Origin of the sequence: Butyrivibrio sp. AE2005 (genome assembly GCF_000686965.1) — a bacterium.
Classification (GTDB): Bacteria; Bacillota; Clostridia; order Lachnospirales; family Lachnospiraceae; genus Butyrivibrio; species Butyrivibrio hungatei_A.
Genome location: NZ_JMMD01000015.1, coordinates 69,549 through 90,487, shown reverse-complemented (window position 1 = coordinate 90,487; position 20,939 = coordinate 69,549). Strand labels below are relative to the sequence as shown.

19 protein-coding genes and 1 pseudogene are annotated in these 20,939 nt (G+C 41.4%); 4 read left to right on the top strand and 16 right to left on the bottom strand.

Features of this window, described 5'->3' with window-relative positions:
* Window positions 1–209: 209 nt before the first annotated feature.
* On the top strand, window positions 210–1,082 hold the full coding sequence (locus DL92_RS0111095) for a DUF6033 family protein (RefSeq protein ID WP_051625310.1): 873 nt from the start codon (window positions 210–212) through the stop codon (window positions 1,080–1,082).
* Between the two features lie 47 nt (window positions 1,083–1,129).
* Here the strand turns inward: DL92_RS0111095 and rlmN are convergent, their stop codons facing one another.
* The 5 genes and pseudogenes from rlmN to DL92_RS0111070 all read right to left on the bottom strand — a co-directional run bounded on the left by rlmN (window position 1,130) and on the right by DL92_RS0111070 (window position 5,998).
* Window positions 1,130–2,191, bottom strand: coding sequence for a dual-specificity RNA methyltransferase RlmN (gene rlmN, locus DL92_RS0111090; protein ID WP_034468973.1), 1,062 nt, complete (start codon window positions 2,189–2,191; stop codon window positions 1,130–1,132).
* A gap of 389 nt (window positions 2,192–2,580) precedes the next feature.
* Window positions 2,581–3,396, bottom strand: a complete 816-nt coding sequence (locus DL92_RS0111080; protein WP_026667741.1) for a CPBP family intramembrane glutamic endopeptidase — start codon at window positions 3,394–3,396, stop codon at window positions 2,581–2,583.
* Window positions 3,397–3,424: 28 nt separating this feature from the next.
* Window positions 3,425–3,661: pseudogene (locus DL92_RS21860) on the bottom strand (hypothetical protein); the annotation flags it as partial.
* A gap of 135 nt (window positions 3,662–3,796) precedes the next feature.
* Window positions 3,797–5,212 (bottom strand): 16S rRNA (cytosine(967)-C(5))-methyltransferase RsmB, encoded by a 1,416-nt coding sequence (gene rsmB, locus DL92_RS0111075; RefSeq protein ID WP_026667740.1) that lies wholly within the window; start codon window positions 5,210–5,212, stop codon window positions 3,797–3,799.
* Between the two features lie 3 nt (window positions 5,213–5,215).
* Window positions 5,216–5,998, bottom strand: a complete 783-nt coding sequence (locus DL92_RS0111070) for a histidine phosphatase family protein (RefSeq protein WP_026667739.1) — start codon at window positions 5,996–5,998, stop codon at window positions 5,216–5,218.
* Window positions 5,999–6,224: 226 nt separating this feature from the next.
* Between DL92_RS0111070 and DL92_RS0111065 the strand changes: the two genes are divergently transcribed.
* The 3 genes from DL92_RS0111065 to DL92_RS0111055 are packed head-to-tail and all read left to right on the top strand — an operon-like array spanning window position 6,225 to window position 8,530.
* A complete protein-coding gene (locus DL92_RS0111065) occupies window positions 6,225–6,701 on the top strand; it encodes a DUF2975 domain-containing protein (RefSeq protein ID WP_026667738.1) in 477 nt (158 codons plus the stop codon).
* A 16-nt stretch (window positions 6,702–6,717) separates the two neighbouring features.
* Window positions 6,718–6,930: a helix-turn-helix domain-containing protein gene (locus DL92_RS0111060; protein WP_026655458.1), complete on the top strand. Its 213-nt coding sequence runs from the start codon at window positions 6,718–6,720 to the stop codon at window positions 6,928–6,930.
* A 4-nt stretch (window positions 6,931–6,934) separates the two neighbouring features.
* The gene (locus tag DL92_RS0111055; protein WP_026667737.1) at window positions 6,935–8,530 is read left to right on the top strand and encodes a DUF4153 domain-containing protein; all 1,596 of its coding nucleotides are present in this window, start codon (window positions 6,935–6,937) and stop codon (window positions 8,528–8,530) included.
* Window positions 8,531–8,569: 39 nt separating this feature from the next.
* Here the strand turns inward: DL92_RS0111055 and DL92_RS0111050 are convergent, their stop codons facing one another.
* The 11 genes from DL92_RS0111050 to DL92_RS0110995 form a co-directional block, all read right to left on the bottom strand.
* Window positions 8,570–9,253 carry a 4'-phosphopantetheinyl transferase family protein gene (locus DL92_RS0111050; RefSeq protein ID WP_026667736.1) on the bottom strand — a complete coding sequence of 228 codons (684 nt, stop codon included), beginning with the start codon at window positions 9,251–9,253 and terminating at the stop codon, window positions 8,570–8,572.
* A gap of 6 nt (window positions 9,254–9,259) precedes the next feature.
* Window positions 9,260–11,011: an FtsX-like permease family protein gene (locus tag DL92_RS0111045; protein WP_026667735.1), complete on the bottom strand. Its 1,752-nt coding sequence runs from the start codon at window positions 11,009–11,011 to the stop codon at window positions 9,260–9,262.
* Window positions 11,012–11,016: 5 nt separating this feature from the next.
* Window positions 11,017–11,778: an ABC transporter ATP-binding protein gene (locus DL92_RS0111040; RefSeq protein WP_242845856.1), complete on the bottom strand. Its 762-nt coding sequence runs from the start codon at window positions 11,776–11,778 to the stop codon at window positions 11,017–11,019.
* A 33-nt stretch (window positions 11,779–11,811) separates the two neighbouring features.
* Entirely contained in the window at window positions 11,812–12,579 is a 768-nt protein-coding gene (locus tag DL92_RS0111035) for an EFR1 family ferrodoxin (protein ID WP_026667733.1), read from the bottom strand.
* A 121-nt stretch (window positions 12,580–12,700) separates the two neighbouring features.
* Complete coding sequence (locus tag DL92_RS0111030; RefSeq protein WP_026655465.1) at window positions 12,701–12,955, bottom strand: TIGR04076 family protein; 255 nt, start codon at window positions 12,953–12,955, stop codon at window positions 12,701–12,703.
* A 3-nt stretch (window positions 12,956–12,958) separates the two neighbouring features.
* A complete protein-coding gene (locus DL92_RS0111025; RefSeq protein WP_026655466.1) occupies window positions 12,959–13,672 on the bottom strand; it encodes a zinc metallopeptidase in 714 nt (237 codons plus the stop codon).
* Between the two features lie 130 nt (window positions 13,673–13,802).
* On the bottom strand, window positions 13,803–14,774 hold the full coding sequence (gene fmt, locus DL92_RS0111020) for a methionyl-tRNA formyltransferase (protein ID WP_026667732.1): 972 nt from the start codon (window positions 14,772–14,774) through the stop codon (window positions 13,803–13,805).
* A gap of 2 nt (window positions 14,775–14,776) precedes the next feature.
* On the bottom strand, window positions 14,777–15,271 hold the full coding sequence (def, locus tag DL92_RS0111015) for a peptide deformylase (RefSeq protein WP_026667731.1): 495 nt from the start codon (window positions 15,269–15,271) through the stop codon (window positions 14,777–14,779).
* A 121-nt stretch (window positions 15,272–15,392) separates the two neighbouring features.
* On the bottom strand, window positions 15,393–16,190 hold the full coding sequence (locus DL92_RS0111010) for a PDDEXK family nuclease (RefSeq protein ID WP_026667730.1): 798 nt from the start codon (window positions 16,188–16,190) through the stop codon (window positions 15,393–15,395).
* A gap of 649 nt (window positions 16,191–16,839) precedes the next feature.
* A complete protein-coding gene (priA, locus tag DL92_RS0111000) occupies window positions 16,840–19,098 on the bottom strand; it encodes a replication restart helicase PriA (protein ID WP_242845855.1) in 2,259 nt (752 codons plus the stop codon).
* Window positions 19,099–19,169: 71 nt separating this feature from the next.
* Window positions 19,170–20,654 (bottom strand): UDP-N-acetylmuramoyl-L-alanyl-D-glutamate--2,6-diaminopimelate ligase, encoded by a 1,485-nt coding sequence (locus tag DL92_RS0110995; protein WP_026667728.1) that lies wholly within the window; start codon window positions 20,652–20,654, stop codon window positions 19,170–19,172.
* Window positions 20,655–20,939: the final 285 nt, after the last annotated feature.

The following is a 20,939-nucleotide window of genomic DNA, read 5'->3' as shown; positions in this document are numbered from 1 at the left end:
GAATATAACATTCAGATATTTTATGAACAAGGTAATTTTTATATTTATTTTATACTTTTTCTCTTCATATACAAAACGCTTCCGTCGATAATAAAAATAAGAAATGGGTAAGTATTCGCTCATTGTATTTGAAACGGATGTCAGCACTGATACGCTCTATGTTTTATGACAATTTACCGGAGCGTTTTTTACAAGGAGGTAAAAAGAATATGTCAGGAATTAACAGTATTTCCTCATCCGGAGGAAGCTCAGAAATCAATAAAACTTCTTATACAAATAAAAGCAATCAGACAAGCTCAGCGAAAAATACTCAGTCGTCTAAAGTTGAAACCAAGTCATGGAGCCCGATAGATACAAAGAGTTCACTTGTTCCATCTATGACCGATTACGGCATGACTATCGGCAACGTTGAACTTTCGGACAAGGCTAAAGATTACCTTGATAAACTCAAAGCCAAATATCACAACATGGAATTCATTACCGTCAGTAAGGATATGAAAGCGCAGGTTCAGCAGAATGCTGCTGCGTACGGCAATGCCAACAAAATGGTGGTTCTTATAGATGAAGAAAAACTCGAGCGAATGGCTACAGACGAGAATTTCCGCAAGAAATATGAAGGCATCATCGCTTCATCTCAGGCAAAAATGTTACAGGCAAAGATGGGCCTTACAAGCAGCGGCGCAAATATAAAGAATTTCGGAATGTCCGTCGATTCAAACGGAAAAGAGAATTTCTTTGCTACAGTTGGTGACTCTCTGGATCTGCAGAAGAAGCGTATCGAGAAGAAGGCCGCAGAAAAGAAAGCTGAGAAAGCAAAGGAAAAGAAAGAAGCCGAAAAAGAAGCCCGCGAAGATCGCATTCAGAAAGCAAAAGACAAAAAAGCCGAAAAAGCTGAACCTGATAAGAGTGAATCGGATAATGATATTGATGAAGTCAATGACGAGAAATATGTTATGTTTGAAGCTGATTCAATGGAAGAGCTTCTTTCCAAAGTACAGACCTACTCTTACAACAGCTCATCAAACAAGATCATGGCCGCTTCCGAGCGCACCATCGGCACCACAATTGATTTCAAGGGATAAAAAGCAAATGCCTGAGCGCTGTCGCTTAACAATGCTCAGGCATTTTTCTATTTTTCACCGACATATCTTCTTCTGAGCTGGCCACAGGCTCCGTCTATGTCCCTGCCCATCTCTCTTCGAATTGTCGCATTTATCCTGCTCTTTTCAAGCTTTTCCTTAAACTTAACCGCATGAGAACGGTCGGTAGGTTTGAAATCTCTTTCTTTTATCGGATTCACGGGAATAAGGTTTACAACGCAGTTAAGCCCCGACAAGAGCGTAGATAGTTCAGCCGCATCCTCATCCGAATCGTTAACTCCGGCAACAAGCGAATACTCAAAAGTAAGCTGTCTTCCGGTCTTGTCAAAATAGGTCTTGCAGGCGTTCAGAACCTCATGAATCTCGTACTTGTTTGCTATGGGCATTAGCTCTTTTCGCTTGTCGTTATTGGATGCATGAAGAGAAAGCGCCAGATTTATGGACAATTTCTTTTCCGCAAGCTCCAAAATTTTAGGCACGATGCCGCATGTGGATACCGTAAGATTGCGCTGTCCGAGATTCATTCCGTGCTCATCTGAAAGAAGCTCAATGAACTTAAGCAGATTATCATAGTTATCAAGCGGCTCTCCGCTACCCATGACAACGACTCTGGATATCTTTTCCCCTGTATAACATGCTATCGCGTATATCTGATCAAGGATCTCCGAGGGCAAAAGATTTCGCACCACGCCGTCAATTGTAGACGCGCAGAACCTGCATCCCATCCTGCATCCAACCTGAGATGATACGCAGACGCTGTTGCCGAATTTGTATTTCATGAAAACACTCTCGATAACGTTGCCGTCGTAAAGTCCAAAGAGAAACTTCTTGGTGCCGTCAATCTGCGATTCCTGCACCTGCACAACCTCAAGGCATGTATAACTGCACTTCTGCTCGAGCTTCTCTTTAAGAGACTTCGGAATATTCTTCATCTCATCATAGTTTCTTGCTCTCTTTACATGCATCCAGTCATAGAGCTGCTTTGCCCTAAATGCCGGCTCACCGATTTCCTTTACAAAAGCCGTAAGTTCATCGAAGTTTAGGGATTTTATGTCTATTCTGTTATCTTTTCCTAAAATGTAATCGTTCATAATTCTTTCCATTGACTATCAAACATTCGTTCTATATAATCTTATTTTGGTGCTACCAGTAATTACGGTAGGCGGTTAGTCCTTCAATCGGAGGACTGTGACCTCCGTTAATCATAGAAATCTCTCATGAGAAATCTTTGTTGGAGGAACTTGCGTATGCTCACCATCACTGACCTTATCGCAGTGCTTGCGCTGTGTGCGACTTTTTATAGTCTTGGTTATATGCATGGAAAGCATGATTCCAAGACACAAAAATAACCGCCCATCGTCCTGCCAGACTGAGCGGTTATCAAAATAACTTATCACGAATCAGGACTAACCGTCTACCGGTAGCACCTTTTCTTTTATTATACTACCATCAACTTATAGCATCGTCAAACAATTCTTCTCTACTCCTGGCATAACACCTCACCTCTGCAAACTCTGCGGTTTCTGAGTATCAATCCCAGCACCAGTATAAACGCCAAAGGAATAATACCGCTTACAGGATTCATAAATATATCATAAGTCTTATTTAATTTAAATTTCCCTGCAGGCACAAAGATAAGCGAATATGAAAGTTCCTCGGTCATATGCAATAAATACGCAGGAATAAATGATCTAGTAGCTCTTCTTACTTCAACAAACAGCGGTGTCCACATAAGCATAATCACGATTCCCGAAAGTATTGTTTTTAATTTCATATCGCCATCCAGTCCGACAAAGTAAAGATAATACGGGATATGCCAACATCCCCAGATAAGTCCTGTTGAAAGATATATCAAATAATCGTTCCACTCTGTTTTTTCAAAAAAAGGAACCATATTGCCGCGCCAGGTTATTTCTTCTACTAGGTTCTTGAGAACAGCCCCGGCCACAACAACACCTACAAGCGATCTGTTAAATCCACCAACTATAGTCTGATTAAACTGATATGCTGTTCTTGTACATACAATTGAAATCAACGGAAAAATAAGAAGTGAAATAGCATAGATTTTTGCATTCCGGCCAAAGTTCATTTTGAACCCAACAGGCTCGAAGTACCCCTTATTGGTCAATCTGATGATCACAGATATAAGAAGCGGAAGTATTAACCATATCAGCATTCCCAAAGACTGCCCTTCAGGCTGCTCTGTCAGTACCATATCTACAGCTCTTCCTATAAAACCTGCTGCCAAAGTAAAAACAGAAAAAGCAACAATTACAAGCTTATCTCTTTTCTTCATTATTCAATCCGCCTTCCGCCTTATTATGTCATTTCAGTAACTTCTTTGCCTTGGTACACCACTTGAGATACGTCTCGCATGTATCTATCCCGAAAGTAACCGTGAGATAGAAATTTATATGATCTTTTTCATCTATTACTTTTTCAAGATTCTCCTTATATATCCTAAAAATCTGCAATTCATCTTTTACCTGATTCTCAAAAACTTCAATATTGCGTATTGTTACTGCCTTATCTTCCCCGCCGCCAAAATAGATTTTTAAAAGCGTCTCGTACTTAAGGTCATTGCTTGCACATTCTTCCTTATGAGATGCATTTTCCTTTTTCGGCTTCTATATGGAGTTGCGGCAAATGAAGCCGGCCAGGACTGATCCTGTAAACCGACACTTTAATTATCTTTTTTATTTCACTACTCTTTTAAGCTTTGCAATAAAGAACCCGTCTGTTCCGAATTCTCCGGGAAGGAGCTGTATGTAGCCCTTCTTTGCGGTATCTTTTATGTTATATTTATCATTTTCAATGATGTACTTAGGAAGTACATCTGTGATATCCACGGGTTCAAACGGAAGCTCGGTGCAGATTCTTTTTACCATCTGCTCATTCTCGGCCTTGTTCACCGTACATGTAGAATACATTAGCGTTCCGCCGACCTTAACATAGTCCCAGCAAGACTTTACGATGTCCCACTGAAGTTTGGTAAGTTCGGTCAGTTTTTCTTTTTTGATATTATGCTTGATATCGCTCTTTCTTCCTATGATCCCAAGTCCGGAGCAAGGAACGTCGAGATAGAGATAATCAGCATTTCTCTTCATGTTATCATCATGAATTTTGGCATCGACGACCTCTATCGTGATGTTATCAAGTCCAAGTCTGGCGGCGTTCTCTGCAATAAGCTCTTTCTTGGACACCGATACGTCTCGGGAAAAGACCTTTCCGTCCGCGCCGACTTTCTGCGCCGCGTGCATGCTCTTTCCACCGGGAGCGGCACATACATCAATGACTGTATGTCCTTTTAAAATACCGGCAATCTCAGTCACAAGCATGGAACTTACGTCCTGAACCGCAAATCTTCCTTCCGCATATCCGGGAAGATACTTAATGTTATCAGTCTTCTCAAGTTCAAGAGCATATGGCAGGATCGGATTCTCTTTTACAACAACTCCAGCATCCTCAAGCTCTTTCTTGAGCTTATTGGCATTTTCCGTTGCAATTTCCATATCTGATGATCCACTAACCCCGTCCCTGGGGTCCACTGTGCATCTGATGGCTGTGGGGCGAGGTTCAAGGAAGAACTTGAGCATTTCTTCGGTTCTTTCAAAGCCGTACTCAGTAAGCCACATCTTGCAAAGCCAGACAGGAACCGAATAGAGCACCGAAAGATAGTCTGCTCCCCCGTTCTGCGTTTTATCCGGATATGAAATGTTTTCTTTATTCCTTGAAATATTTCTGAGAACGCCGTTCACAAAACCCTTGAGTCCCGCGAACTTATGCTTCTGCGCAAGTTTAACCGCCTCGTTACATGCTGCGCTGTCGGGAATGCTGTCCATAAACATTATCTGGTACGTTCCCATTCTTATAAGACTTCTTATCAGAGGCTGCATCTTTTTTACCTCTGTCTTGGAAAAAGAATCTATAACGTAGTCTATCTGTATATTTCTCTCAAGACAGCCCTCAACCACTCTTTTGATAAACGCTTTGTCTCTTGTTTCAAGATAATCGTATTTTTCAAGCGCATCCTTTAAAAGCGTAGTTTTCCTGCCGCCGTCCTTGTCGTACTCCATCAGGATGTTAAGTACTATCTCCCTAATATTCACCATTTATCAGTGCCTCTCATTTTTATTTTCGTATCTTTCGCAGAACCTTGCAGAAAAAGAAGGTTCTTCCCCCGCGATATTAAGATGAGTAATGTCTCCCATGCCTATTGTTCTGAACGTTCCTATCCCCTTTTCGCGCTCCTCGGAAGCGACGATCGTAACCGAAGTCGGTGCAAGTGCAATAAACTGAAGTGGAACAAAAGGTGAGACATTCCATAGATATGACAGAAGAACAGACGTAATGCCATAGTGGCAGAAAAAAGCTATAACTTTGTCATTACTCTCATTTATCTTAAATATCAGTCCGTCTTTCTCATACCCTTGCCTACGCAAGAATTCATCAAAAGACGAAACTACATAATCATACACCTTACACATGTCGCTGTATATAACAGGTTCGGCATTTCTCCACGCATCTTTGTCAAAAAGCTCCGGATGAGCGCCATAATACGACGGAAGCATATCCCACAAAATCCTCGTCTCGTATTTGCCTGTCGCAGGATCTGTCTTAAGCTCGGTTTTATAAGCCTGCCTTGCACTCTCTGAAAGATTCGGATCGAACTGAGCCGAGAACTCTTTTAACCAGTCATAAGTAACCGCCTCTTTTCCTAGTGCCTTAAGCGAATACTCCGCAGTTTTCTGCGCCCTTCCAAGAGGCGACATATAGATCTCATCGATGTTGTAATTCTTTATGTACCCGGCAAGGAACTGCGCCTCTCTCTGCCCCTTCTCGGTGAGCCCGTCAATCTCATAGTCCGGATCACCGTGCCTAATAAATATCAGTTTCATTTCTCTTTCCTTCATCAAAAAAATTAGCTTTCGCCATGTAATTATTATATATCCAAAACGGCTCACGGTGGGCTCTTATTAAGAATCCCGCTTTACAAATCCCGTCTCATTTTTCTCGACTTTCAAAAAACTTTTATTGTTTCTCAATAAAAAAATATTGCAAATCAAAAAAGAACGTGTTATAAAAAAATTATACAAGTACTTGGTGAAACAATTGGAGGATAACATGGATAGTAGATTAAATAATTTCGTTAAAGCCATCTTGGATCTTTGCTTTTATTTCGGGCTTGTGGTCATTGTCACAGTTCCTTTTTTCCTAAAGCATGCAGTTAAGCTGGCAGTCTACACTTTAGGTGAAAGCACAGAATACAGTGCGATCAACGATCACTTCGGATACGCGCTGGTTTCTATCATGATCGCGGGCAGTGCTGCTCTTCTCATTTTGTACGAACTTCGAAAGATGATGAAAACAGTAACCGATGACAACTGTTTTGTTGATGCGAATGTAAAAAGCCTGTACCGCATGGGAACTTACGCTTTTATCATAACAGGGATCAAGCTTCTTAGATGTTTCGTATACTTCACCCCGGCAGCAGTGGTTATCGCAGGTGTATTTCTTTTCGCCGGACTGTTCAGTAAAGTCTTGGCAAGGGTCTTTGACAGGGCCGTGAGATACAAGCAGGAAAACGATTTAACCATTTAACGGGGCAGGTGAGAATATGATTGTAATTAACTTAGATGTAATGATGGCAAAGAGAAAAATGGGACTGACCGAGCTCGCCGGCAAAGTCGGTATCACCCTGGCTAATCTTTCTATCCTAAAAAACAATAAGGCGAAGGCCGTCAGGCTCGAGACCCTTGATGCAATTTGTAAAGCTTTGGATTGTCAACCGGGAGATATCCTTGAATACGTTGACTCTCAGGAGGAATAAAAGTATGGAAACACAAAATAATCAGATGCCGCAGAATAACAATAACGGATATGAATATAATGGACAAACAGGCAATTACACCCCTGTCGGAGCCATGCAACAGCCCTTAAATCATTTTGCGATTCAAGCTGCTGCCGTTCAAAAAGAAAGCGCTGAACATTTTAAAAAATACGGAATATTATCCGCTATATTCGGCTTAATATACAGCATCTGTCTGTATAATAACCACTCAAGCATAACATACCCCGTATTTATGCTCTGCGCTCTGATAATACTCAAACTTGTAAGGGGAAAAGACGGCCTCTCACTGATAGCCGACTGTAACGGAAAAAAAGGACTCGGAATCTTTTACGTAGTTTCCCTGATGCTTCTTTCCGTTCACAGATGCCTTACAACCAGTTTCACATTGGCTTTTTGGGAAAGAACCGCTATCTTCATGCTGTTCTTCAGCTACATAATCTATCTTTATGTAGACACGACAGGATTCAGTATCGGTGAGTGGCTCATAGGTCTTTTTTCAACCGTCATAAAACCTTTTGAGCACTTTTCACGCCCGTTCTCAGACTTTGTTGCACATGTCAAGCTCAAGAACAACGATGTTGACACAAGTGAGAAAAAGAAAACTATCCGTGCGGTACTCATCGGAATTGCCATCGCAGTGCCTATGCTTCTTGTGATTGTTCCTCTCCTTTGCTCTGCGGATATGGTTTTTAAAGATGTACTGACAACCATAAATATCGATTTCAGCATCACTGAAGAAATCTATCATACGATAATGATGGTCTTTACTGCAGTTTTTGTCTTCTGGAGTTCGTATACCATCATCACTTCGATGATTGCAAAAGAACTGAAAATAAAGATCAATGACCTCGGCACAAAGAATCCTGTAATTGCCATTACATTCACAGGCATCATCGGCGCTGTTTATGTTCTGTTCTGTATTATTCAGCTTCTTTATCTTTTTAGCGGAAGCGTCGCTCTTCCCGAAGGATATACTTATGCAGAATATGCGCACGAAGGTTTCTACCAGCTTTTGACCGTTTGTATCATTAACATCGTTATGGTATCGGTCTGCCAGACCTTTTTCAAAGAATCAAAGGTACTTACAGCCCTGCTTACAGCCATAGCCGGATGCACATATATAATGATCGCATCTTCAGCAATGAGAATGATACTCTACATCGGCGTTTATCACCTGACATTCCTTAGACTTTTCGTGCTCTGGTTCCTTGCCGTACTGTGCTTCTGGCTCGCCTTTCTTATTGCAAGCATGTACATCAAAAACTTCCCTGTATTCAGAGCCGGAATGGTGACGATAACAATTGCGTTTTTGATATTTATCTACAGTAATCCGGAATACAGGATTGCCAAATACGACATTGAAGCGACAGGCCCGTCAATAAACGTGCAGTCTCCCGACGCCTCATATATAAAGTGGTTTCTTTCTTACGATGCGGTTCCGGCGCTTGAAGGAAATGAAGTCTTAATATATGACTACAAGGACGGCCGCAAAGATTACAAATTTGATGATGAGAAAAAATATACGGGACTTAGAAGGTTCAATTTTTCGTATCATATTGCGCAGAAGTATCTGAAATAAACTTTTCAGGCGGACACCTTTACGTGCCCGCCTGAATTTTTACAAAGAAATTTCTTTATACGATACTTCCGTATACATTTCCGGAATCCCAGCCTCCTTCGAACAAACACAGAGACTGTAATTTCCTTCAAATTCATATCTCATAAAATGATATTCACCGGATTCTTCACCATTTTCACAAAGTATGTACTCTCCATCTTTTTTTACGATTCCAAACTTATCAAGCGGCTTGGACAATCCCATCCCGATACATTTTATGTACGCCTCTTTAAGACTCCACATGTCGTAAAAGAGCTTTCTCTTTGCAATATCTGAATCCGGAGCTTTTTTAAGCGCATCTTTTTCTTCCTGTGAAAAGAATCTGTCGGCTATATCAAGACTTCCACTCTTATGCTCCTGCACATCGATTCCGACAGGGCTACCGGCGACCGCGCATACCACATAGTCTCCCGAATGTGAGATATTGAAATGAACACCTCTTTTTCCGACTACATGAGGCTTTCCGTACTTATTCTTTTCCACTCTTATCTCATCTGAAGAAATTCCAAACGCCTTAGCTATCGCATATTTGGATAAAAGAATTCCTGCGAGAGCTCTTTTTTTATCCTCAATGAAATGAAATCTCATTATCCTGTCTTTCTGCTCAGGATCTATCTTGGACAAAGCGCATTCAAATTCAGCATCACTTAATTCATTTAGCGCATTTATAACATATACCTGCATATGCGATCACCATTCAGACAAGTACTCCGCTTGCTTTTCTCCCTCGATTATCTTTTTGATCTTTCTTGTAAAGACTGCTCTTACAAGGAAACAGATCAAGTTTAATATAACAAACATATAGACAATCGTAAAACCTGAAACCTGAAACGGCATGTAATCGCCTGTTGCAAATGACGTATTTATCTGTATTTTTCTCGCCGCATATATGCAAATCGGAATCGATAGGAAAAAGATTATATTCGATACGATCAGGTACGGATCAAGAAGTATACTGTTTATCTTCTTATTGTCATATCCAAGCAGGTCAAAAATCAGGATGCTCTCCGTGTTTCCGGACAGTCCTATAAATATCGCAAGGAAGATAAGCAGGCACCCTGTTGCAACGCCGATGCTCTGGTTTATTATCGCGCTCGCTTTGTTGGAAGTCTGATCTCTTGAAAGCGCCTCCATCTTATCTTCATAGAGAGTGCTTGCGCTCTCATCCAATGGAGCATTTGACCAAACACCGTTGTATGCTGCATTATCAACATCCATTAACGCGGCAAGTTTTTCTTTTGAAATGTACATGCTCTTTATGCCGGCATTTCTTGCGAGATTCGTCGCTTCGATTTCAACTGCTTTTCCATTAACCTCGATACTTAATTTGTCTCCGACTTTAATGCCATAGTTCTCGGCAAGTTCAGGATTAAGAACAACGCCCGGTTCGTTTGAAAGATCGATTTTATTGTGCTTTTTATCATATAGGGAAAAGAGCTCATTATTGCTGTCGGTGCCTATGATGTTGTAGGATATCTTTTCGCCGTCATGATCGATTGCTGCATTATATCTGAGATAATACGAAATATCACCGGCGCTGTCAGGTGGTACTGTATCTGTGTTTCCTTCATCTGCAGTACTTTCCTCGACATTTCTTACCTCATCATACTCAGTCACATAGCTGTATTCTCTTCCTTCGCGCTGCGATCCCATAATCTCTCTGCTACTTAGAAGAAGTGATACGCTAAGAACAAACATGATTCCAAACGTAACAATCGCAGTGACAAGAAGCAATAACTCACTTATATTCTTCAAAGTAAGCTTGTACTTATATCCGCCTTTCATCTTGAAGAATCCGATGAACTTCTCGACAAATCCGGGTTTACCCGCTGAGCTGTCAGCTTTTTTCATAAGGAGTGCGGCTTCCTTGTTAGCGGATAATGCATATGCAATAAGGGTCACGATATCTATAAACGACGCCCATGCAAATGGATAAATGAAAGCCGCAAAGCTTATACCCTTTGAAAGAGACTCCACCATGTAGGTCTTCTTATATGCGGAAATAAGTATGCTTGAGCCGAAAAATCCGGTAAAAGCTCCTATCAGAGCAGTAATCCAAGACACTACACTCAATAAAGTGAAAGTATGTCTTGCTATATCCCAGGTTGTAAATCCAAGCGACTGCAAGAGTCCCACCTTTGCCTGATTCTTCTTTATGGTATTTGTCAAAAAAAGAAATAGTATCAAAAGAAATACAACAATCATCGCAGATGACATATTTCGAATCAGAACTTTATTGATCTCAAGCGCGTTAATAAACTTGAGCTCGTTCTCGGCAAGAGCCGATTGATCAAGGTTTCTGTATATCTTTAAGTTTTTATCAACAGAAAAGTGAACAAAGTAATGTAGAAAGGATGTACCGATTAAAAACAACGACAGAATCGCCATCATTGTTTTTTTTGCCAAAAAATCTTTTTTAATATGCTTATATAATAATTTCATTGTGCTCAAATCCCCCATGCCATCGCGTCAGGCTCAATGATCTCATCGTTCATATAATCGTTTATGATATTTCCGTCTTCGAGCACCAGCACCCTGTCGGCTGTCTTTGCTATTTCTCTGTTATGTGTGGTAAAAAAGATCGTGGTTCCGAATTTCTTTTTTATCTCATGAAGGAGCTTAACGATATTGATGCTGTTATCCTTATCAAGCGCTCCCGTTGCTTCATCGCAGAACAAGATCTCAGGATTTTTTGCAACAGCTCTTGCAATGCATACTCTCTGTTGTTCGCCTCCCGAAAGCTTATATGGGTACTCGTCAAGATACTTATCTATTCCAAGAAGTGCGCTTAGTTTCTCAATTTCACTCATATCAGTTTTATCATGTTCATAAACATCTCTTTTCTCCGCTCCAAGGAAAATATTCTCTCTTACAGTGAGATTCGGAAGAAGCATATAGTGCTGGAAAACAAAGCCTATCTTGTCTCTTCTTAAGTTTGCTATCTCTCCCTTTGAAAATCGGGTAATATTTTTTCCGTTATAAAAAACTTCTCCGCTTGAAGGCGTAAGAATCGTTGAAAGAACATTTAAAAGTGTCGACTTTCCGGAGCCGCTATGCCCCAAAGCCGCGATAAAATGGCCTTTTTCAACAGAAAGACTGACTTCGTTAAGTACATTTCGTTCGTCAAATTTCTTTGTTACTGATTTTGCTTCAAGAATTACGCTTCCCATGACTGTCTCCTCTTTTCCTACTGCTGTCTTTTGTTTCATTAGTGTTGCTGTCTCAATAACATGTTTCTACTTTTAGCCGACGTTGAACTTCTCAAATGTAGTCTGCTCAACAACCCTGTTTCCCAGAAGTGTAATTGCCTGCGCAGGGCAATGACTGATACATCTGTAGCAAATGGTGCACTTGCCCTGCGGCACCGGTTTACCGCCTGATTGCTGCACAAGATTGTCCATTGGACATTCATTGACGCAAAGTCCACATCCCACGCATGCATCACTTATTTTTAATTTATCCGAATACTTTAAAGTCTTTCCGTAAAACCACAAGCGCTGGCCGAACAAACCTGCAATATGATCGCAAAATCCAAGTCCCTCTTTCGGGTACTTTCCGCTCTTGATCTTCGCTACCCATGCTTCAATCTTTTCATCAGCCTGTTTAACTATCTTCTTATTTGCCTCTTCTGTCTTTTTCAAGAGCTTGCTGTCACAAACAGAATCAGGCATCTTGATCTGCAATCCGCCTGTCACCGTAGCTCCGTAAATCTTAAACAATCTTGCGGTGCAACCTGTACCGTCGCCGCTAAAAGCACCCATGGTATTTATGCAAAAGATTCTTTTACCTTCCCAAATGGTGCTGTTATTCCTGATAAAATCTCTCACCATAAGCGGTGCATTGGAAAATTGCGTAGGATAGCCCACAACAATATCCGTCTCATTTTTAATTTCTTCAATAACTTGTGGATTTTCAATTGGAAAAGTCCTGCCGTTTTCATCAAGTAACTGCACAAACTTTTCCACACAGTGCTTAGAATTGCCTGTTCCGCTTAGATATAAGCCAATCATTCCCCCTACCTCCCTGTTAAAACAACATAAAATATATTTTAGCAGGGTAACGTAGTGAATTGCAACTCTTTCCATTCAAAAAGAGTGCTATCTCGCACTAAGATAACACTCCTCGTATACTTTACTCAACACTCTCTATCATAAATTTGACCGTCTCACCGCAGTCTGTGCACTGGTAAGGACCCGGTCTGAGATTTCCGCCTCTTCTGAAAGCATAGACAAAGGGATAAATTGCATTCATCGCAACCATGCACACATTGTCGCTCTTCTCTTTATCAAGCAGACTTCCTTCGAAGCAGATCACATCACCCTCTTTATACTTGGGGCAATGGCTCTCGATCACTGTAACTTTCACTTTATTATCCGTAAAATTCATTTATCAGTCTCTCCTTCTGCCGTTCAAGAGAATAAGTCTAAGAAGCTGTACTACTGCTGCCGCTGCACTAGCAACATATGTCATTGCAGCAGCTGAAAGAACTTTTCTTGAATCCTTAACTTCCTCGTAGCCGAGAATACCGTACTCTTCAAGCATTACAAGTGCTCTGTGAGAAGCGTCAAACTCTACGGGAAGTGTCACAAGCTGGAACAAAACAGCTAATGAAAATACCCATATTCCTATTGTGATAAGCGGAGAAAAGCTTACCAACATACCAAGGAAAATAAGTGGGATTCCTGCCTTTGAGCCGATATTGGCAGCAGGAACTATAGCTGTCCTTATCTTAAGAGGTACGTAGCCGTAATAATGCTGGCAAACGTGGCCGCACTCATGCGCAGCAACGCCTATTGCCGCAACACTCGGAGAATTGTATGTCGCATCCGAAAGACGGATAACTTTCGCCTTCGGATCGTAATGATCTGTAAGATTACCACTGACGTGCTGTATCATAACATCGGTGATCCCGTTTCTTCTAAGTATCTCAGCAGCAACCTGTGCTCCTGTCATGTTACACATACTGCGGATTCTCTCATATTTTTTATAAACGGATGAAACCCTGTGACTTGCGATAAGGCACAAAATACCCATTATTATCACAAGAAAATACATTGGATCAAATCCATATCCGTACATCATTCTTCCATAACCGTAACCCATTTAACTCACCTCCGATTCCGGTATACCATCATCCTATCACTATGCATTGCATCTACTACAGTAAAAATCTGCCGTCTACCATAAATGCTTTGCTCAGATCATATAGACTAATTCTTATTAAATCATATTATCAACGCATCTGGAAACTTGTCCCGATCTCTACTTTATTTCCAAGCAAAAAATCTTTCACAAGCATCCTCTTTTTACCTTCAAGCTGAACTTCCTTTAAAACCAAAGTTCCCTTTCCCGTTGCAACGCCGATAACTTCTTTTGTGACAAAAGAAACTGTTCCTGGCTCAGCATTCTTCATAACTTCGGCATTTCCCGCAATTTCTTTTACATTCTTATCATCAATAGCGTCAGCGGTCCAAATCTTGAGCATCTTGCCGTCAAGACGGGTAAATGCACTGGGCCAGGGATTAAGGCCTCTTACAAGATTCCTTATATCCGCCGCGCTCTTATTAAAATCTATTTTTCCCATGTTCTTGGAAAGTTTTCCACACTTTGTCGCGAGTTTTTCATCCTGCGGAACAGGTGTAAGCTCGCCTCGCTCTATCTTGGGAAGCGCCTCTACGATAAGCTCCGCGCCAAGTTCCGACAACTTATCAAACAGACCGCCACCCGTTTCATTGTCGCCAATAGGTATTTCCCTCTGAAGGAGAATATCGCCTGTGTCCATGCCTGCTGCCATCTGCATGATCGTGACGCCCGTTGTTTTCTCGCCGTCAATAATTGCCTGCTGGATAGGCGCAGCTCCTCTGTACTTGGGAAGGAGCGATGCATGAATATTGACGCATCCAAACTTAGGAATATCAAGGATTTCCTGAGAAAGAATCTGTCCGAAAGCTGCAACAACGTATATGTCAGCCTCATAGTTTTTTAAATAAGCAACATTTTCGGGAAGCTTTATTCTTTCAGGCTGAAACACAGGGAAACCATGTTTCAGAGCACATGCCTTAACATCCGAAACCTGAAGTTCGCCGCTTCTGCCCTTTGGCTTATCGGGCTGTGTAACCACCAGAGTTATCTCATGCCCCGCTTCAACTATTTTTTCCAAAGCGCTCGCCGCAAAATCAGGCGTACCCATAAAAATTATTTTCATATTTACGCATCCTCATTTTCAGCCATGAGATTTTCGTTATCTACAAGCTCGCCCTCAACTTTTTCAACATACATATGTCCGTCAAGGTGATCGTTTTCGTGAAGAATCGCTCTGGCCATGAGCTCTTCGCCTTCTATAATAAACTCTTCACCTTCAAGATTGATTGCCTTAGCCTTTACATAATTAGGTCTTGTTACGATTCCTGATTTTCCGGGAAGTGAAAGGCATCCCTCATATCCCGTCTGCTCTCCGCTTGTCTCAAGTATCTCGGGATTGATAAATACTATCGGTGAATCACCCTCAGGAGATACATCTATAACAAATACTCTTTTAAGTATTCCAACCTGCGGAGCGGCAAGTCCTACACCGTTTGCATCATACATGGTGTCGATCATGTCCTGCACAAGCTCTTTTATCCTGGGCGTGATCTCTTTTACTTCTTTACAACGGCTCTCAAGTACATTGTCGCCGTATTCTCTTATAGTTCTAAGTGCCATTTCGGTCTCCTCTTACACGTTTATTAGAAAAACAACTATAGACGATTGTCTAATATTTTAGTTTCATCATGTTATTATAAAACGCACCCACACTATTATCAAATCATTTTAATATCGGCCATTATAACATAGTTTCTTTCAACATCCGTCTTATTCCTTTAATATCAAGAGGATTTCCTATTGTTTCATATGTAAACAGCAGATTCTTCCCGGGATATATTCCGTTATCCCTGTAAATATCCATCTTACATAAAGTATCTTTTCTATAGCTCTCATCATCCATAAAGCCAAAGTGTTCAAGATATACAACTTCTCCCGTTCTCTTTTTAAGCAAAGTAAAATCCGGATACTTTATCTTTCCATCTCTTAGCCTAACCGGACACTCGTAATGATACGGAATCCCCATTTCAAAAAGCATATCTGCGATTATAGCTTCAGATTTAGACCTGACTTTTTCTCCTCTTCTCGTGTCATATATTTTATTTTCAATTTTATATGGATTTGTCTTAAATGTCTTAGACTGCCATTCTTCAGCAATTTGATCATCCGACGGGATATATGATGTAACAAGATTTTGTCTTTCTTCAGATAGGTCTTCATATGCGGTTTCAGATTGTTTTTTTTGATAGCTTGCAAGCATTTTCTCAAGCATTTTCAATTCGTCCGCAGCAGATTTAAGAAAATGCTTATTGTAGTCTTTTTGTGCCAAAAGCCTTATCATGCACATTTGCTCGTTCTTGGGCAGATACTCTCCGCTTGTATCCCGTTCTTTACTTACTTTATAATACCGTATTCTCCCGTTACTCCTACTGGTTCGTAATCTCCCTTTCGGAAAAGAGCCTTTCTCCTTCTCTGCGCGCCTTATTACACGCTTCAGAAACGCGATACGATTGTTTACACTTTCAATAATGGTATTCATTTTTCTTTTGATAATCTCCTTTATTATTTGCTTATTGAGTCTACTTTGGGTTTTGCACTTTTTACTTCTGTGTTTGTACTGCCTGCTTCTGTTTTTGTACTGCCTGCTTCCATGGAAGACTTTCCGAACATTGTAAAAAATACAAAAAGTGACTAATTCGATCGTTTTCATGTTCCTTAGTCACATTTTCCGCTAAAATCTGCGCTTTTGGAACCTTCAATACCGGAAAAGGTGAGAGAATTTTGACTATATCAAATGTTATGAAACATATTAGTCACTACACCCTTATATATTCAAGAAAAAACGTGACTAAATCGATATATTTTTTACGCATTAGTCAAAAAATGGATTTTTCACGAAGACTGCGCTATAGAGCGCGTTCGTAGCATCTTGCAGAACACTCCGCAAGCACTGCAAGCAGCGCCATAGAGTATAATCGACGCGACGGAACCAACCGCCGCGATTGAGTAATAGTACTGCTGTCCCCCAATATCTCGCCCTTTTAAGAAAAGTAAATTGTCATTCTGCAAAGCAGAGGAATGAGCTGTACCGAGCGATACGGCAATTGCCGACAACAATGCAAAAAACACTTCAGCCAAGTAATAAAGTCGACTTATTTGGTGACAGCAACACTATTTTATATATAGTATCAGAACCCATTTACCGGGTCAAAGTCAAACTGAACCGATATAGTCTTAAGCCTGCCGGAATCCTGCAAATCTTTTATGTATTTCTCAAGTACATCTTTCAGAAGGATCAGGCCGTCATAGTCATCGAGCTTAACGTACACAGCGATTCTGTACACATCGTTGATCCTGCCGATTGTGGCAAGCGCCGGCCCGATAAATACAGCATTTTGAATATGCTGTTGCTCCATAAGAGCTCGTAGCCTATTTGAAAAAGCCATTCCCTCTTCTTCATCCCTACTCTGGATCTGAACCGACATCATATGAGAGATCGGAGGATATCTCAAAATGTCCCTATATGCGATTTCTTCGGCATAGAAGGCATCGTAATCCTGCTTTGCCGCCGTCTGAATGCTGTAGTGGTCGGGCTGATAGCTCTGAATAACTACGTTTCCTGCCCTGTCTCCTCTTCCTGCTCTTCCTGCGGCCTGCGTAAGAAGCTGGAAAGTCCTCTCACTTGCTCTGTAATCCGAAGCATAGAGCGACATATCCGCGGCTAGCACGCCTACAAGCGTAACATTGGGAAAATCGTGTCCTTTGACTATCATCTGCGTTCCCACGAGAACATCCGCTTCCTTATTTGCAAATGCGGACAAAATCTTCTCATAACTTCCTTTTGTCCTCGTTGTATCAGCGTCCATTCGAAGGACTCTCGCATCAGGCCAGAACTTTTTGACCTCATCCTCAATCTGCTGTGTTCCTGCCCTAAACGAAGACACGAACTTGGATCCGCACTTGGGACATATCTTCTTTACAGGCTCCTCATATCCGCAGTAGTGGCAGACAAGCCTGCCGCCCCTGTGCTCCGACAAAGACACATCGCAGTGAGGGCATTTAAACACATGACCACAAGACCTGCAGGAAACAAATCCCGCAAGCCCTCGCCTGTTGATAAAGAGCATCGCCTGCTCGCCTTTTTTTATTCTGTCATCCAGAAGTTCCTGCAATCTCAGGGAAAAAATAGATCTGTTACCTTTTCTGAGTTCTTCTCTAAGATCCGCTATCTCAACGGTAGGAAGCGTTCCTCCCGTTAGTCTCTTAGTTAGTTCAAAAAGCTCGTACTCTCCGCTTTTTGCTTTGTAATATGCTTCAAGAGAAGGTGTTGCACTTCCGAGCACCACACAGGCGCCGTCCGGAACGAGCCTTGCAAGCTCTATCGCGGTCTCTCTTGCATGATATTTGGGCATCGTCTCACTCTTATAGGTAGTCTCATGCTCCTCATCGATTATGATGATTCCCGTATTGGGGAACGGGGTAAAAAGAGCCGATCTGGGACCTATTATTATATCTATATCCCCTGTTCTTGCTCTCTCCATCTGATCAAACTTTTCGCCCGGAGACATAGAGGAATTTACCACAGATACCCTGTCTCCAAAATGCCTGTAAAAGCGCATAAGTGTCTGATATGTAAGTGCTATCTCAGGAATAAGGACTATCGCCTGTTTTCCCTTTTTTACAATCTCATCTATAAGCGCTATATAAACTTCAGTCTTTCCGCTTCCGGTTATGCCGTGAATCAAGTAAGTCTTTCGTTTACCCTCATCGTAATCTCTTATAACACTGTCAACAATGTTCTGCTGTTCGTCGCTTAGAGTCTTTTTCCCATACCTTGTGGTTTCTGCAGCAACAGGATTTCTATAGTATTCTTCACTGTCTATCCTGATGATTCCTTTATCCGAAAGGCTCTTTAATGTTGCAGAAGTGACATTCAGCTTACTTGTCACAAGTTCATAAGGGATCCTGTCTTCGGGATTATCGAGAAGTTCCCTGATGATTCTCTCCCTTGCCGTCTGCTTCTTTCTCACACATTCGTAGTAATACTCGGTCGCATCACGCTGGGATATTCTGAGCGAAACATATTTGTGAACCTGCCTGTTCTGCTTTTTTCCCGAAGGAATAACCGTACGGAGAGCCGCATTCATGGTTGAACCGTAATGTCTTTTCATCCAGGCCGCGAGCTTCATTGAAAGGTCTTCAGCCGAAACGGTATCTCCGGCTATATCAATGATTTCTTTTATCCTGTCCACTTCCCACTGAGGCTCGTCGGTAAGTTCGACAACATAGCCTTTCCTGACATTGTTGCCTCGCCCAAAAGGAATGTTCACCGGACTTCCTACATCCACCTTGCCGATAAGCCTGTCCGGAATACGGTACTGAAAGGGTCTGTCAACCTTCTCATGCGATATGTCTACTATTACATTAGCGTATATAAACTCGGCCACAGCCCCTCCTTCATGCGCAATTTATTTGATAGGTACTATCAAATAAATTAGTTTAATGAATTAAACTAATTTTATTTCTCATCCAATATCTCCTGAATTAATTCTCTTTCATCCATGTGATATTTTACACCTTTTATTTCCTGATAATCCTCATGTCCTTTTCCGGCAAGAACAATGATATCTCCCTTCTCGCCGTTCTCGATAACGTAGCGGATTGCTTCTTTTCTGTCGGTTATCTTGATATATTTGCCATCAGTCTTCTTCATACCTGTCTCGATGTCATCGATGATGGCTTCAGGCTCTTCAAATCTCGGGTTATCAGATGTAATAACTGTAAAGTCTGCATACTTTCCGCTTACTTCACCCATCTCAAAGCGTCTGTATCTGCTTCTGTTTCCGCCGCATCCAAAGAGACAGATAAGTCTGTTAGGATGATAATCCTTGAGCGTTGTCAAAAGACTCTTGAGCGCCATTGCATTGTGCGCGTAATCTATCATAAGAGTAAAGTCATCGGAAACCTTTACCATCTCAATTCTTCCTTTTACCTTGGCCTCTTTGAGAGCAGGTGCGATTTCCTCAGGTGTGCAATCAAAATGTCTCGCAACAGCGATAGCGCAAAGCGCGTTATAAACGCTGAACTTACCGGGAGTTCTTATCTCGGCGTGCATGTTTATAAGTCCGTCTGTGTCAAAGAAGACGCCAAGCTGACCCGGCTTATGGATATATGCAAGATTTATTGCTCTTATATCCGCACCCTCAGAGAATCCGTATGTCTCAACTTCGCAGGTATGACCTTCAAGAATATCATCTGTATGCACATCATCGGCATTGCAGATACCTACTTTACACTGTTTGAACAAAAGACCTTTGCAATGCATATAGTCTTCAAAATCCTTGTGCTCGTTTGGTCCGATATGATCCGGTTCAATATTTGTAAAGATACCCATATCAAAAACAAAGCCCTGACTTCTGTGAAGCATAAGTCCCTGAGATGAAACTTCCATAACAACACTGTCGCAGCCTGCTTCTACCATTTTTGACATATAATACTGAAGCATATATGACTCAGGTGTAGTATTCTCGGCATGTATATGCTCATCACCGATGATAACTTCGATTGTTCCGATAAGACCTACCTTGTGGCCTGCGTTCTGAAGCATATCTCTTATAAGATATGTAGTTGTTGTCTTTCCCTTCGTTCCTGTTATTCCTATTGTCTTAAGCTTCTTTGCGGGATGTCCGAAGTAAGCCGCAGAAATAAATGCCATCGCATATCTTGTATCTTCCACATGAACAACAGGCATTTCACATCCTTCGGGAAGTTCTACATCATGGCAGACAACGATAGCTCCGGCCTTTTTCTCGGAAGCCTCTGCCGCACAGGAATGTCCGTCAAAATTTGCGCCCTGAATACATAAGAATAAAGAACCTTCCGCAATCTTTCTGTTGTCATTTACCACATCTTTAATCTCTACAGACGCGGGATCAACGGTCTTATCTGTGTTTCCGGCAGTTACAGTAAATGTAAGTCCCTCTAATAATTCACTTAAAAGCATATTCAATCCTCCGTTTACTTTTATTAAAATTATCTCTAAAATAAGAAAGTTTAATTATCGAATTTAGCTCAAAAAGATTAATTCTAATTTTTTATATTTTCGACACAATTTATTCATAATTTTAGTATATGATTAATAACATAGAAGTGAGTTGTTAATTCAACTCGCTATCTCCCCCTCATAAGAAACCGCAAACACACGCTTCGCGTGTGTTTTTGTGGTTTATGCGGAACACTTGCTGAGGTCTTATCGAAGCTAGTGTATGCTATGGGATATACTTAACGA